15 protein-coding genes are annotated in these 13,347 nt (G+C 72.3%); 9 read left to right on the top strand and 6 right to left on the bottom strand.

What is annotated here, in order from left to right:
• The 4 genes from IH61_RS0139025 to IH61_RS0139010 form a co-directional block, all read left to right on the top strand.
• On the top strand, positions 1-271 hold a 271-nt coding region (locus tag IH61_RS0139025; RefSeq protein ID WP_324607650.1), incomplete at its 5' end, for a 4-hydroxyphenylacetate 3-hydroxylase C-terminal domain-containing protein.
• Positions 268-795: a flavin reductase family protein gene (locus tag IH61_RS0139020; protein WP_051838751.1), complete on the top strand. Its 528-nt coding sequence runs from the start codon at positions 268-270 to the stop codon at positions 793-795. The genes IH61_RS0139025 and IH61_RS0139020, both read left to right, overlap by 4 nt.
• A 23-nt stretch (positions 796-818) precedes the next feature.
• Positions 819-2,033, top strand: coding sequence for an FAD-dependent monooxygenase (locus IH61_RS0139015; RefSeq protein ID WP_031079014.1), 1,215 nt, complete (start codon positions 819-821; stop codon positions 2,031-2,033).
• A 62-nt stretch (positions 2,034-2,095) separates the two neighbouring features.
• Positions 2,096-2,704 (top strand): transferase hexapeptide repeat family protein, encoded by a 609-nt coding sequence (locus IH61_RS0139010; RefSeq protein ID WP_031079012.1) that lies wholly within the window; start codon positions 2,096-2,098, stop codon positions 2,702-2,704.
• 50 nt (positions 2,705-2,754) lie between these two features.
• Here IH61_RS0139010 and IH61_RS0139005 read toward each other — a convergent pair whose 3' ends face one another.
• The 3 genes from IH61_RS0139005 to pdhA are packed head-to-tail and all read right to left on the bottom strand — an operon-like array spanning position 2,755 to position 6,172.
• Positions 2,755-4,026 carry a dihydrolipoamide acetyltransferase family protein gene (locus tag IH61_RS0139005; RefSeq protein ID WP_031079009.1) on the bottom strand — a complete coding sequence of 424 codons (1,272 nt, stop codon included), beginning with the start codon at positions 4,024-4,026 and terminating at the stop codon, positions 2,755-2,757.
• Entirely contained in the window at positions 4,023-5,075 is a 1,053-nt protein-coding gene (locus IH61_RS0139000) for an alpha-ketoacid dehydrogenase subunit beta (RefSeq protein ID WP_031079007.1), read from the bottom strand. The genes IH61_RS0139005 and IH61_RS0139000 overlap by 4 nt, the downstream gene beginning before the upstream one ends.
• On the bottom strand, positions 5,072-6,172 hold the full coding sequence (pdhA, locus tag IH61_RS0138995; protein WP_051838749.1) for a pyruvate dehydrogenase (acetyl-transferring) E1 component subunit alpha: 1,101 nt from the start codon (positions 6,170-6,172) through the stop codon (positions 5,072-5,074). The genes IH61_RS0139000 and pdhA overlap by 4 nt, the downstream gene beginning before the upstream one ends.
• A gap of 310 nt (positions 6,173-6,482) precedes the next feature.
• Here pdhA and IH61_RS43715 point away from each other — a divergent pair, with 310 nt between their 5' ends.
• The 3 genes from IH61_RS43715 to IH61_RS45390 all read left to right on the top strand — a co-directional run bounded on the left by IH61_RS43715 (position 6,483) and on the right by IH61_RS45390 (position 8,525).
• Complete coding sequence (locus IH61_RS43715) at positions 6,483-7,244, top strand: AfsA-related hotdog domain-containing protein (RefSeq protein WP_051838748.1); 762 nt, start codon at positions 6,483-6,485, stop codon at positions 7,242-7,244.
• A gap of 13 nt (positions 7,245-7,257) precedes the next feature.
• Entirely contained in the window at positions 7,258-7,971 is a 714-nt protein-coding gene (locus tag IH61_RS0138985) for a prephenate dehydratase domain-containing protein (protein WP_051838747.1), read from the top strand.
• Between the two features lie 320 nt (positions 7,972-8,291).
• On the top strand, positions 8,292-8,525 hold the full coding sequence (locus tag IH61_RS45390; RefSeq protein WP_078911730.1) for a response regulator transcription factor: 234 nt from the start codon (positions 8,292-8,294) through the stop codon (positions 8,523-8,525).
• A 146-nt stretch (positions 8,526-8,671) separates the two neighbouring features.
• On the opposite strand, the gene IH61_RS0138975 is transcribed toward IH61_RS45390, so the two are convergent.
• Both IH61_RS0138975 and IH61_RS0138970 read right to left on the bottom strand, forming a co-directional pair.
• Positions 8,672-9,301: a TetR/AcrR family transcriptional regulator gene (locus IH61_RS0138975; protein ID WP_031079001.1), complete on the bottom strand. Its 630-nt coding sequence runs from the start codon at positions 9,299-9,301 to the stop codon at positions 8,672-8,674.
• Positions 9,302-9,494: 193 nt separating this feature from the next.
• Positions 9,495-10,406: a LysR family transcriptional regulator gene (locus tag IH61_RS0138970; RefSeq protein ID WP_031079000.1), complete on the bottom strand. Its 912-nt coding sequence runs from the start codon at positions 10,404-10,406 to the stop codon at positions 9,495-9,497.
• Between the two features lie 273 nt (positions 10,407-10,679).
• Between IH61_RS0138970 and IH61_RS0138965 the strand changes: the two genes are divergently transcribed.
• Positions 10,680-12,203: an MFS transporter gene (locus IH61_RS0138965; RefSeq protein WP_051838746.1), complete on the top strand. Its 1,524-nt coding sequence runs from the start codon at positions 10,680-10,682 to the stop codon at positions 12,201-12,203.
• Positions 12,204-12,253: 50 nt separating this feature from the next.
• A complete protein-coding gene (locus IH61_RS0138960) occupies positions 12,254-12,943 on the top strand; it encodes a siderophore-interacting protein (protein WP_031078997.1) in 690 nt (229 codons plus the stop codon).
• Positions 12,944-13,076: 133 nt separating this feature from the next.
• On the opposite strand, the gene IH61_RS42185 is transcribed toward IH61_RS0138960, so the two are convergent.
• Positions 13,077-13,347 (bottom strand): 4-hydroxyphenylacetate 3-hydroxylase C-terminal domain-containing protein (locus IH61_RS42185; RefSeq protein WP_037974022.1); only part of this gene is annotated, 271 nt, incomplete at its 5' end.

Raw genomic sequence — 13,347 nt, 5'->3', positions numbered from 1 at the left:
GAAGCTGATGAAGCTGGCATGGGACGCGGTGGGCACCGAGTTCGGCGGCCGCTGGGAGCTGTACGAGATGAACTACGCCGGCAACCACGAGCAGATCCGCTACGAACTGCTGCACGCCCAGCAGCACTCCGGTGCGATGGACCACTACAAGGCGCTGGTGGACACCTGCCTGTCCGAGTACGACGAGAAGGGCTGGACGGTGCCGGACCTGATCAACCCCACCGACACCACCGTCATCGGCACCGGCCGACCGATCTCGGACCTGCGGTGAGCGTCTCCCAGGCCCCCGGCCGGGCCGTCAAGCCGCCCGAACTGCGGCGCATCCTGGGGCAGTTCGTCACCGGCGTGTGCGCGGTGACCACCGTCGTCGAGGAGGCCGGGCGGATCCGCCACGACGCCATCGCCGTCAACTCGTTCACCTCCGTCTCCCTTGAGCCGCCGCTGGTGTCGATGTACCTGCGCTCGGACTCCACGTTCCTGCGGCAGCTGCGCGCCAGCGGCAGGTGGGCGGTCTCCTTCGTGGGCAGCACCGACCGCGAGCTGGTCCGCCTGCTCACCCGGCCCGCCGACCGGCGCGAGGGGATCGAGCAGGCCGCGGCCTGGGAGACCGGGCCTCTGACCGGCTGCCTCACTCTGCCGGACGGTCCCGGCACCCTCGAGTGCGCGCTGAAGCTCACCCAGCCGCTCGGCGACCACCACCTGGTGGTCGGCGAGGTGCTCGGGGTGGCCTACCGCGACCACGAGCCGCTGGTGTTCCATCGGGGCGGCTTCACCGGAGTGGCCCCGCTCGGCTGACGGGCCCGACCAGAAGGAGGACCATGGACAGGGCCGCTAGGAGGCCGAGGGTGGCCGTCGTCGGCGGCGGGATCGGCGGCCTGGCCGTCGCGATCGCGCTGAAGCGCCGGGGCGCCGAGGTCGTCGTCCACGAACAGGCCCGCAGGGTCACCACCCAGGGCGCGGGCATCGCCATCGGCGCGAACGGACACCGGGCCCTGCGCGAACTGTCCGTCGCCGAGCCGCTCGCGAAGGCGGCGACCGAGCCCGTACGGGCCGAGTTCCGGCACTGGCGCACCGGCGACACGATGGTGTCCCACCAGCTCGCGGGCTGGTACCCGCAGCGCTTCGGGGCACCGTTCTGGACGGTGGAACGCGCGGCCGTGCACCGGGTACTGCTCACCGAACTGGGCGAGCAGCACCTGAGGCTCGGCGCCCGCTGCGAACGGGTCGAACAGGACGAGCACGGCGCCGTGGTGCACTTCGCGGACGGCGCCCAGGCCGAGGCCGACGCGGTGATCGGCGCGGACGGCATCCACTCGGCCGTGCGCGACCACCTCTTCGGCCCGCAGGAGGCGGTGTTCTCCGGGACCTGCGGCTACCGGGCGCTCGTCCCCATGAACCGGCTCCAGCACGTCCCCCAACTCGCCGAGCCCGTCCTGTGGTTGTGGCTCGGCCCCGGCCGGCACTTCATCGCCTACCCCGTCGCGGACGGCTCGGCCGTGAACTTCCTGGCCGTGGTGCCCGACCGCGAGTGGACCGAGGAGTCCTGGTACACCGAGGGCCGGGTGGAGGACCTGCTGCCGGCGTTCGAAGGCTGGCACCCGTTCGTCACCGAGGTCCTCTCGGCCGCCGAGCGCCCCGGGCGCTGGGCGCTGTACGACCGGGAGCCGCTGCGCCGCTGGAGCGAGGGCCGGGCGACCCTGCTCGGCGACGCCGCCCACGCCATGCTGCCGCACCACGGCCAGGGCGCGAACCAGTGCCTGGAGGACGCCGTGGTCCTCGGACACCTGCTCGGCGAGGCCCGTCCGGACGGCGTGGCCGACGCGCTGCGCGACTACGAGCGGCTGCGGCGGCCGCGCACCCGGCTGATCCAGTCCGGCTCCCGCAGGAACGCCGAGTGCTTCCAACTGCCCGACGGCCCGGGGGCCGAGGAGCGCAACCTCCGGCTGACCGGGCTGCCCGACCAGCTGGCATGGATCCACGGCCACGACGCCCTCGAGGAACTCCGCGCCCGGCGGACCACGGCGTCCGCCTAGCACACCCCCTGGACGGCCGGTGCTGCCCGCACCGGCCGTCCACTCGTGATCAGGAGGAAAACATGGCACGCATCTACTCCTTCGAGGGTGCCGTCCCCGTCGTGCACCCGACCGCCTTCGTCCACCCGGACGCCGTCCTGATCGGCTCGGTGGTGATCGGGGCCGGCTGCTACGTCGGCCCGCTGGCCAGCCTGCGCGGGGACTTCGGCCGGATCGAGCTCCGCGCGGGCTCCAACGTGCAGGACGGCTGCGTGCTGCACTGCTTCCCCGGCGCCGACACCGTCGTCGAGGAGGACGGACACGTCGGGCACGGCAGCGTGCTGCACGGCTGCCGGGTCGGCCGGGACAGCCTGATCGGGATGAAGTCCGTCCTGATGGACGGCGCGGTCGTCGGGGAGCAGGCGTTCGTCGGCGCCGGAAGCTTCGTCAAGTCCCGCTTCGAGGTGCCGGCCCGGCACCTGGTGGCCGGCAGCCCGGCGAAGGTCCTGCGCGAGCTCACCGCGGACGAGATCGCCTGGAAGGGCAACGGCACCGCGCAGTACCGGAAGCTCGCCCAGCGCTGCCTGACCGGGCTGCTGCCCGCCGAGGCCGCCACCGAGGTCACGGCGGGCGGGCCCCTGCGCCCGGGCCCGCCGGAGCACGTGACCCTCCACGAGTACCGCTCCCGCTGAACCGTCGAAGGGGGCCGGCCACCGTGCGGTGGCCGGCCCCCTTCGTACGCTCACACCGTGCCGAGCAGTCCCAGCGGCTCCTCGACGAGGTCGGCGACCGTCCGCAGGAAGCCGCCCGCGCTGCCGCCGTCACAGACCCGGTGGTCGAAGGTGAACGACAACTGGCAGATCCGGCGGACCTCCAGCGCGCCGTCCACCACCCACGGGCGCGGCAGGATGCGGCCGACGCCGAGCATCGCGGCCTCCGGGTGGTTGATGATCGGGGTCGATCCGTCCACGCCGAACACACCGTAGTTGTTGAGGGTGAAGGTGCTGCCGGACAGCTCGCCCGGCGTCAGCGTGCCGGCCCGGGCGCCCTCGACCAGCCGGCCGATCTCGGCCGCCAGCTCGCCCGGGTTCCGGCGGTGAGCGTCCCTCACCACCGGGACCACGAGGCCGCGTTCGGTCTGCGCCGCGAAGCCCAGGTGGACGGCGCGGTGGCGGACGATCTCCTGCCGGTCGACGTCCACCGAGGCGTTGAGCTCCGGGTAGCGGGCCAGGGCCGCGACACAGATGCGCGCCAGCAGGGCGAGCACCGGGAGCGGCTCGCCGGAGGACGTGGCGAGGGCCGTCCTGGCCTCCAGGAGGCGGGTGGCGTCCACGTCGACCCAGGTGGTGGCGTCGGGGATCTCCCGGCGGCTGCGGGTCAGCTTCTCGGCCACCGCCTTGCGCACCCCGCGCAGCGGCACCCGGACGGCCCCGGTGCCCTCGGTGTCCCCGGCGTCCCCGGCGCCCTCGGTGTCCCCGGCGCCCTCGGTGTCCCCGGGTACGGGCACGGGCTCGACGTCGCGCCGCAGGATCAGCCCGCCCGGGCCACTGCCCCGAACGGTGTGCAGGTCCACGCCGTTGCTGCGGGCGAGGGCCCGGACCAGCGGCGACACCACCTTCGGGGCCTCCAGCACCACCGCCGCCGCGGCCCTGTCCGGTGCGGCGGCCGCACGTCGGCGGCGCGGGGCCGGGGCGGCGGTGCCGTAACCGACCAGCACGCTGCCAGAGCCCTCGCCGGCCGATTCCCGCGCGGAGGCCGCCGGCGCGTCGGCCCGTGCGATCGTCAGCAGCGGCCGGCCGACCGCCACGCTCTCGCCCTCCTGCGCCCACAGCCCGGTCACCACGCCCTCGAACGGGCAGGGCACCTCCACGGCCGCCTTGGCCGTCTCCACCTCCACCACCGGCTGGTCCACAGCGACCGCCTCCCCCACCGCGACCAGCCAGCGGACGATCTCCGCCTCGACCAGCCCCTCCCCGAGGTCGGGAAGGAGGAACTCCCGTGCGGCCGTGCTCACTTCTGCTCCTCAGTGATGTCGTACTCCCACTGCAGCCGCCCGACCGCGTCGAGGATGCGATCGACGTCGGGCAGGTGGAAGCGCTCCAGCATGGGCGGCGGGTAGGGGATGTCGAGCCCGGTGACCCGCAGCACCGGCGCCGCGAGGTGGTGGAAGCAGCGCTCGGTGATCCGGGCCGCGATCTCCGCGCCGAACCCCGAGAAGCCCTGGGCCTCGTGCACCACGACGGCCCGGCCGGTGCGGCGCACGCTGGCGCAGACCGTCTCGTCGTCGAAGGGCACCAGCGTCCGCAGGTCGACGACCTCCAGGTCCCAGCCCTCGGCCGTCGCGGCCTCGGCGGCCTCCAGGCAGACGGGCAGCGAGGGGCCGTAGGTGATCAGCGTCGCGGAGGTGCCTGGTCGGCGCACCGCCGCCCGGCCCAGCACGGCGGGGCCTGGCGAGGGCTCGAGCAGACCCTTGCTCCAGTAGAGGCGCTTGGGTTCGAGGAAGACGACCGGGTCGTCCGAGGCGATGGCGGCCCGCAGCAGAGCGTAGGCGTCCGGGACGGTCGCCGGCGCCACGACGTGCAGCCCGGGAGTGTGGGTGTAGTACGCCTCGGAGGCGTCGCTGTGGTGCTCCACCCCGCCGATCCCGCCGCCGTACGGGATGCGGATCGTCAGCGGCATCGGCAGGGCGCCCCGGGTCCGGTTGCGCATCTTCGCGACGTGGCTGACCAGTTGCTCGAAGGCCGGGTAGGCGAAGGCGTCGAACTGCATCTCCACGACCGGGCGCAGCCCGTACATGGCCATGCCCACGGCGGTGCCCAGGATGCCGGCCTCGGCGAGCGGGGTGTCCGACACCCGCTCCTCACCGAATGCCGCCGCGAGCCCGTCGGTCACCCGGAACACGCCGCCCAGGGCGCCGATGTCCTCGCCGAGCAGGTGGACGTCGGGATCGGCGGCGAGGGCGTCACGCAGGGCCCGGTTGAGGGCGCCGGCCATGGTCACCGGCGCAGCCTCCGCGGCCCGGCCCGCGCCGGCGGGGGTGGTGATCTCCGTGACGGCGGTCATCGGGCCTCCTCGACGTCGGCCAACTCCGCGGCCAGAGCGGCCCGTTGTTCGAGCAGCTGGGGGGTGGGACGGGCGTAGACGTGCTCGAAGAGGCTCATCGGGTCCACCGCCGGGTCGTCGGCGAGGCGGCTGCGCAGCTGCGCCGCCAGCTCCTCGGCCTCCCGCCCGGCCCGGGCGACGGCCTCCTCGGTCAGCAGGCCGCACTCCCGCAGGTGGGCCTCCAGCCGGTCCACCGGGTCACGGCCCTGCCAGTGCTCGACCTCGGCGGCCTCCCGGTAGCGGGTGGCGTCGTCGGCGTTGGTGTGGGCGTCCAGGCGGTAGGTGACCGCCTCGATCAGGGTCGGGCCGCCGCCGGCCCGCGCCCGGTCCGCCGCCGCCCGTACGGCCTGGTGCACGGCGACGGCGTCGTTGCCGTCCACCAGCACGCCCGGGACGCCGTACCCGACCGCCTTGTGGGCGAGGCTGGGCGCAGCGGTCTGCTTGTGCAGCGGGACGGAGATCGCGTAGCCGTTGTTCTGAACCAGGAAGACGACCGGGACGCGGTAGACAGCGGCGAAGTTCACGGCCTCGTGGAAGTCGCCCTCGCTGGTGCCGCCGTCGCCGATGAAGGCCAGGGCGACCAGGTCCTCACCGCGCAGGGCGGCGGCCCGGGCCAGCCCGACCGCGTGCGGCGCCTGGGTGGCCAGCGGGGTGCAGAGCGGGGCGACCCGGTGCTCGCGCGGGTCGTACCCACTGTGCCAGTCGCCGCGCAGCAGGGTGAGGACCTCGACCGGATCGAGCCCGCGCACCAGCAGGGCGAGGGTGTCGCGGTAGGTCGGGAAGATCCAGTCCCGCTCCTCCAGCGCCAGCACCGCGCCCGCCTGGCACGCCTCCTGCCCCGTCGTGGACGGGTAGACGGCCAGCCGGCCCTGCTTGGTCAGCGCGGTGGCCTGGAGGTTGTAGCGCCGGCCCCGCACGAGGTGCCGGTGGAGGTCGAGCAGCACCGAGGGAGCGATGTCCCCGGTGCCGCCTCCCCGGTCGATGAGGCTCAGTGGTTCCGGGCCGGGCAGCAGCGCCGCGGCGCCGGCGTGGACGTCCGGTGGATGCAGAACTGTCATGTGGCTGTGGCTCCTTCGCCCGTTCCTGGGGCCGCTCGTGGGTCCGGTGCAAGTGGCGGGCCTCCCCACCCCAGCTTCGAGCGGACGGCACCCGGGCGGCAGTCGGCCGATGAAGGTAGTGCCACAGGTCTAGGCCGTGTCTTCGGATCAGGCCCCAGAACTCCCGGCTGCGCACCCTGGCCGCGGGAACTAGACGCCGGGCGCTAGCACCAAGGGCCGACTGTTCCCGCCGTCGCCGTCCTTCGAAGCTGGGACGGCGTGGCCCGGGCACACCCGCCTGGCACTCTGACTTCCCCTCAGGAGGCAATCCATGACAGGTACTTCCACCTCCCGCCTGGTCGTCGGCGACCGCTTCCGCGACTTCGCCGAAGCCGTCGGCGCCGAGACCTTCACGGCCTTCACCCGGGCCCTCGACGCGGGCGACCTCGACGCCGTCCGGGAGCCCGTCCGCGTGGTCGCCGGCCAGGGCATCGGCTCGTTCGACGCCTCGTACCTGCGGGACGCGATCGCCAGGCGCGGCCTCGCCGACGTACTCGTCCTGCTGCACGACGCCGCCGAACCGGCCGGCCGTCAGGACCTGCACAAGGCGCGCCAGGACAACGTGCTGGTCGCCGGGCTGACCCGGATCGACGAGGACACCTACGAGGCCGCCCTGCGGCTGCACGACCACAACGAGCTCCTGGTCGACGTGCAGGACCGCGTCCACGTCCAGGGGATGGTCGCCGTCGAGGCGGCCCGGCAGATGTACGTGGCGGTGGTCGAGCACTTCATCACCTCCCGCTGGCCGCAGCAGCGCTACTACATCGTGCTGAACTCGATGAACACCGCCTTCTCCAACTTCCTCTTCCCGGTGGCCGCCACGCTGCGCCTGCGGATGGACGAGTCGGACCTCACCGAGGCCGGCCGACTGCTGACCAAGGTCACCGTCGAGGTGGAACAAGCCGGCCGGATCGCGGCCAGCGTCACCATCGACGCGGCCGCCTTCGCCCCCGGCCTGCTGGAGGACAAGGAGCTGCGGCGCGCCAAGAGCGCGGCGGCGGCGGCCGTGGACGCGGCCGTGGCCGCCGCGTGAGATGAGAACGCTCATGCCCGACCTGGGGGTGGACCGCGCCGCCGGAGCCGCGACCTCGCACCGGCAGCCGCGGTTCACCTACCTGGGCCCGGAGGGCACCTTCACCGAGCAGGCGCTCTACACCGTCCCCCAGGCCGCCGCCGCGCAGGTGGTGCAGGCCGCGACGGCGGGTGAGGCCCTGGCGATGGTCCGGTCGGAGGCCGTGGACGCGGCCATGCTGCCGATGCACAACTCCGTGGCCGGGTTCGTGCCGGACACCCTGCGCGCGATCGCGGAGGGGCCGCGGCTGGCCGTGGTGCGGGAGGTCGTGCTCAGCATCGAGTTCGCCCTGCTGGTCCGCCCGAGCACTTCGCTGGGCGAGGTCCGCACGGTCTCCGGCCACCCGCACGCGCGCCCGCAGGTCGCCGCCTGGCTGGCCGCGCACCTGCCGCGGGCGCGCTGGGTGGCCGCACGGTCGAACGCGGAAGCCGCCCGGCTGGTCCGCGACGGACGCCACGACGCGGCGCTGGCCGGGGAGTTCGCGGCCCAGCGGTACGGACTGGTCGCGGCGGCCACCGGCCTCCAGGACCATCCGGAGGCGGTGACCCACTTCCTGCTGCTGGCGCGGCCGGACGCCCCCGGGCTGGACGGCGACTGTGAGGGCCTCCACCCGTCCGGTCGGAGCGACGGGACATCCATGGAGACCGGCGAGGGCGGCGGCCGGAGCGACCCTGGGCGCGGCGACTGACGCCGGGCCCGCCCCGGGAGCGGCCGCACGGGATTCCCCGTGCGGCCGCTCCCTTTTTCACGTCCTTATACTTCGCGTATTTATGCCATGACCGAAAGACACGACCTCGTGACTCATTCGGAGCGGTCGGCTCCGCTCTCAGGCATGCCTTTGTGATCGAGGCAACATTTAGTTTCTTGTCGTACCACTAGACGTGTAGACTCCGAATGGCAAGGCGAAATTGTCTATGGTGCTAATCCCGGGAGCCGCTCGGCCGGGCGCGCGCCCACGGGAACCTTCGACACCGCCTGGGCGTCCATGTCATTTAGGGGGGAAATCGCATGGTAGGAAACTCACATCACGGGAGAGCGGCCTCCGCGCTGACTCCGCGAGAGCGCGAGGTGCTCAACGGCATCAAGGAGGGGTTCTCCAACCGCATGGTCGGGCGTGCACTGGGGATCTCCGAGTGCACGGTCAAGGTCCACCTGCACTCGATCTTCATCAAGCTCGGCGCGGCCTCGCGCACCGAGGCCGTCGTCCAGGGAATCAGAGTCGGCTACATCAGCGTGACGTAGCGGGCGGGGGCGCTTTGGCGCAATGATTCGGGGGCGTATTCCGTGATCGCGGAATACGCCCCCGAATCATTGCGTGATTCAACCACAATTGAGCACGACGTAAACAGCGGCCCGGGAATAACGGCGCCGGCCGCGAAGAAGGGGAATCAGGGCCGTGCGCTTTCCACGGCCAATTCATGGACCAGTCGCACGGTGGCTCTCACCAGTTCCACGTCCGCGGATTCACGGAAAGTGAGCCGCCGATAGTGCAGCGGGCCGAAGAGGACGTCCAGAAAGCGTTCCGCGGTGACCCGGTCGACGCGGTGACCGAGATCGCAGTACAGGATCTCCCGCAGCCCCTCGACGTCCCGCTCCCGTTGCGCGGCCAGGAACCCCTGTCCGAACCTCTCCGCCTCCTCCGCATCGAGCTGGGCGTGGCTCAGCAGGGCGTGCAGCACCCGGCCCGCCGGCTCCTCCAGGAAGGCGGCCACCCGTAGGAGGTGGGCCTCCAGGTCCTGCCGGGCGTCTCCCGTACCCGGCTCCCAGCGCAGGGCGTCCCGGGCGTCGTCGTCCAGGGCCTCGACGAGGATGTCCACCTTCGACTTCCACCACCGGTAGATGGTCTGCTTGGCGACGCCGGCGCGCCCGGCGATGCTCTCAATGGTCAGCGCGGTGAAGCCGCGCTCGACCAACAGGTCGTCCGCGGCGTTGATCACCGCGAGTCGGATGCTCTCGCTGCGTCTGGGCCCGGTCCGGCTGACCACGCCCTGGGACGGGGTCGGTGCGGTCTTCTGCATGTCGGAACCTCCCCGATCCTTCGGTGGTGCCCGTTTCAGAGCCTAGACGGACCGTCATGTCTCATCAACCCCTCCGAGCCACTGCGGTGGGGGCACCTCCCGGCCGAAGGCTGGGGGACATTGGTGACCGACGAGAAGCCGTCGAGGTGCGTGCCCCGGCGGCGACCGCCCGGCGTAATCCGAAAGACGCGGCCTAGTCCTGTCGGTACTGGGCCATGACGTCGCGCACGCAGCCGCGCAGCCAGGCGTGCGCGCCGTCCGCGTCCAGGCGGGGGTGCCATGCCTGGGAGATCTCGATGGGCGGCATCTCGGCGGGGATGGGGAAGGAGGTCAGCCCGAGCGCGCGCACCGCCTCGCGGCACAGCTTCTCCGGGACCATGACGACCACGTCGGCGTCGCGCACCACGAACAGCGCGGCGGCGAAGGTCGGCGCCGAGGCCACCACCGTCCGTACGAGCCCCAGCTCGGCCAGCTGGTCGTCCACCGGGCCCTTGAGCCGGCCGCGCCGCGAGACCACCAGATGGCGGGCGGAGGCGAACCGACGCGGCGTCACCCTTCCCTCGGACAGCGGGTGTCCGGGCCGCACCACGCCCACGAGCCGGTCGCTCATCAGCGGCTCCACCCTGCTCTCGGGCTGGGTGTGGCCGATCACCCCGATCTCCAGCGCCACCTCGCCGTGCCGCAGCCCGAGCGTGTCCGAGGGCGCCTCGGCGAGCAGCCGCAGCGAGACCAGCGGTGCCTGGTCCCGCACCCGTGCCATCAGTCGGGCGCCGACCGCGTGCACGATCTCGTCGTGCGCGATCAGGGTGAACGACCTGCTCAGCGTGGCCAGATCGGGACTGCTGTCGTGGTGGAGGATCTCCAGAGCCTCCTCCACCAGCGCGTGCACCCGGGTACGGAGGGCCAGCGCTCTGGGCGTCGGCACCATCTCCTGACCGGCCCGGACGAGCACGGGATCGCCCAGCATCCTGCGGATGCGGCCGAGCGTGCGACTCATCGCCGGGACGGACACGTGCAGCCGCAGGGCGGCCCCCGTGACACTGCCCTCTTCCATCAGTACGTCGAGCGCTATCAACAGGTTGAGGTCAAGACCTGATGGTTGCATGAAAGGCAAGCTACCAGAGGGAAACTAGATCCTTTTGGCAACAGCACCTCTCTGACCTGCGTCTTTGCGCTCAAATCAACTATTCCTTTTGATATGTGCAGTTGAGTGTCATCCCGCCGCTTCCTAGTCTGGGAAGTGCCCGGTCGGAGCCGCCGGCACGGAGGTGACGCTTCGTCACCCCACAGGCCCGACCGCCTCACGTGACCACGTGGTCCCTGCCCCGATCCCTTCGCAACCCCTTCGCAACCCCTTCGCAGAGAGCGTGGACCAGCCATGCCCGAAATCCGCGGAACGGCCGCACCGACGACCGCCCCGCCCGCACCCGGCGGCGGCCACGACCGGCGCCGGCAGATACTCGCCCTCCTGTGCGCCTGTGTCGTCCTGGTGGTCGGAATGGTCGCCGCGATCAATCTGGCCATCCCGAAGATCGGCGACAGCGGCCTCCATCCGTCCTCCTCCGAACTGCTCTGGATCGTCGACTCCTACGTGATCGTCTTCGCCGGCCTGCTGATCCCCGCCGGGGTCTTCGGCGACCACTTCGGCCACCGGAGGGCCCTGTCCTCGGGCCTGGCGGTCTTCGTCCTCGGTTCCGTGGTCTCGGCCGTGAGCACGGGCAGCACCCTGCTGATCGCCGGCCGCGCGGTGATGGGCATCGGCGCGGCCCTGGTACTGCCCGCCACCCTCTCGGTGATCGTCAACGTCTTCCCGCCGGCGGAGCGGCCACAGGCCATCGCCTCCTGGACCGCCATGACCGGCCTCGGCGGCGTGGTCGGCAACCTGGGCGGCGGCGCGGTGCTCCAGTACCTGCCGTGGCAGTCGCTGTTCTGGGCCTCGGCCCCGATCGCCCTGGCCCTGCTGCTGCTGGTGCGCGCCGCAGTGCCGATCACCCCCGTCCGGCAGGTCAGCCAGGACCCGGTGGGCGCCGCCCTGCTGATCGGCGGGTTCCTCTCCCTGCTGTACGCCATCATCGAGGGCCCGGGCGAGGGCTGGGCCTCGGCCCCGGTCCTGGTGGGCTTCGCCGCGGCGGTGGTGCTGCTCGTCGCCTTCGTCCTGTACGAGCTGAAGCGCGAACACCCGCTGCTCGACCCGCGGTTGTTCAAGCTGCCGAAGATCCGCTCCGGCGCGCTGGGCATCGGCGTGACGTTCTTCGGGATGTTCGCCCTGTTCTTCGTCAACGCCCAGTACCTGCAGTACGTGAAGGACTTCTCGCCGCTCGCCACGGGCCTGGGCATCCTGCCGCTCGCCGCCGGCATGCTGCTGGTCTCCCGGCGCAGCATCGGTCTCGCCAAGCGCTTCGGCGCCCGGCCGGTGGTCGCCGCGGGCATCGGGAGCGTGACCGTCGGCCTCGCGCTGCTCTCGCTCGCCGACCGGCACACGCCGTACCCGCTGTACGCCCTGTACCTGCTGATCATGGCGGCGGGCGCGGGCCTCACCGCGCCGCCGCTCTCCATGGGGATCATGGGCTCCCTGCCGCCCACCCAGGCGGGCCTGGGCTCCGGCATCAACAGCTCCACCCGTGAGCTCGGCAGCGCCCTCGGCGTGGCCATCGTCGGCACAGTGCTCAACGCGCGGTTCAGTACCTCGCTGCCCGACGCCCTGAAGGGTTCACACTCCTCCGCCCAGGCGATCAGGGACTCCGAGGCGCTCGGGGTCGAGGAACACCTGCGGGTGGTCGACTCCTTCACCCACGCGCTGACCATCGGGTACCGGATAGTGGCGGTGGTGGTGCTGGTCGCCGGCCTACTGGTGACCACCTGGTTCAGGGAGCCCAAGTCCCAGCCCGCGTCCCCGAGTTGACCTCCCCAGAGCCCCGTACCTCATCAGCCCACTGCGAAACCGGAGCGACCATGTTCTCCTCCCTGCGTCCCAAGCGCGACGTCCGCACCGCCATCGTGACCGCGGTGGAGCAGCTCACCCCCCGCATGACGCGGGTGACGGCGAGCGCCGAGTCCCTGGTCGGCGTCGACATAGGGCCCGCCCGGGACATCGAGCTGTTCCTCGACGACGACGGCCGCCGGGTCAAGCGCCGCTACACCATCCGGCAGTCCCGGCCGGCCACCGGCGAGATCGACGTCGACGTGTTCCTGCACGGCCACGGGCCGGGCAGCCGCTGGGCGGACGGCGCCCGGCCCGGGTCCGCCATGGAGTTCGTCGGCCCGCGCGGAAAGCTCGAGCTCCGCCCGGCCGACTGGCACCTGTTCCTCGGCGACGAGGCATCGCTGCCGGCCGTCACCGCCCTGGTCGAGGCGCTCGGCCCGGAGGTCGACACCTACGCGTTCATCGAGGTCACCGACCGGTTCGACCAGCTCCCGCTGTCGGCCCGCACGCCGCGCTGGCTGCACCGGGGCTCCCGCCCGGCCGGGACGCCCGACCTGCTGGAGCGGGAGCTCGACGCGTTCACCCCGCCCGAGGGCCTCGGCCGCGCCTACGTGCTCACCGAGAGCCGGGTCGCCGCCCGGCTGCGCAAGCTGCTGCCCTCGTACGGCGTCGCGGCGGACAACGTCTTCGCCAAGGGCTACTGGAACAGCCCCTCGTAGCGCGCCCGTTCCCCCTGATCGCCTGCCTGCCGGACACCCCCGATCCGGCGGGCAGGCTCTTCTTCTGTGCCCGTCCGTGGAAACACTGCGAGCCGGACGGCAGGTGCCGTCCGGCTCGCTCCGCGCCCGGGACTCAGCGAGCCGCGTTCGCCGCCCCGCCGGTGCCGATGACGGTGGTGTCGGTGGGGTTGATCAGGTCCGGCACCGTCCAGCCGTTCTCGTCGTACTCGGACAGGCAGGTGTCCACCAGCTCCCGGTACCGGTCGAAGCGCCCGGTGGCCCGCTGGGCGAGGACGGCGTCGACCCGGATCTGCTCGTGGTTGCCGGCGTAGTTCATCTCGTACAGCTCCCAGCGGCCGCCGAACTCGGTGCCCACCGCGTCCCATGCCAGCTTCATCAGCTTC

It is taken from the genome of Streptomyces sp. NRRL WC-3742 (genome assembly GCF_000720635.1).
Lineage (GTDB): Bacteria > Actinomycetota > Actinomycetes > Streptomycetales > Streptomycetaceae > Kitasatospora.
Note: the sequence above shows the minus strand (reverse complement) of the source record. Positions and strands in the feature narration are given on the sequence as shown.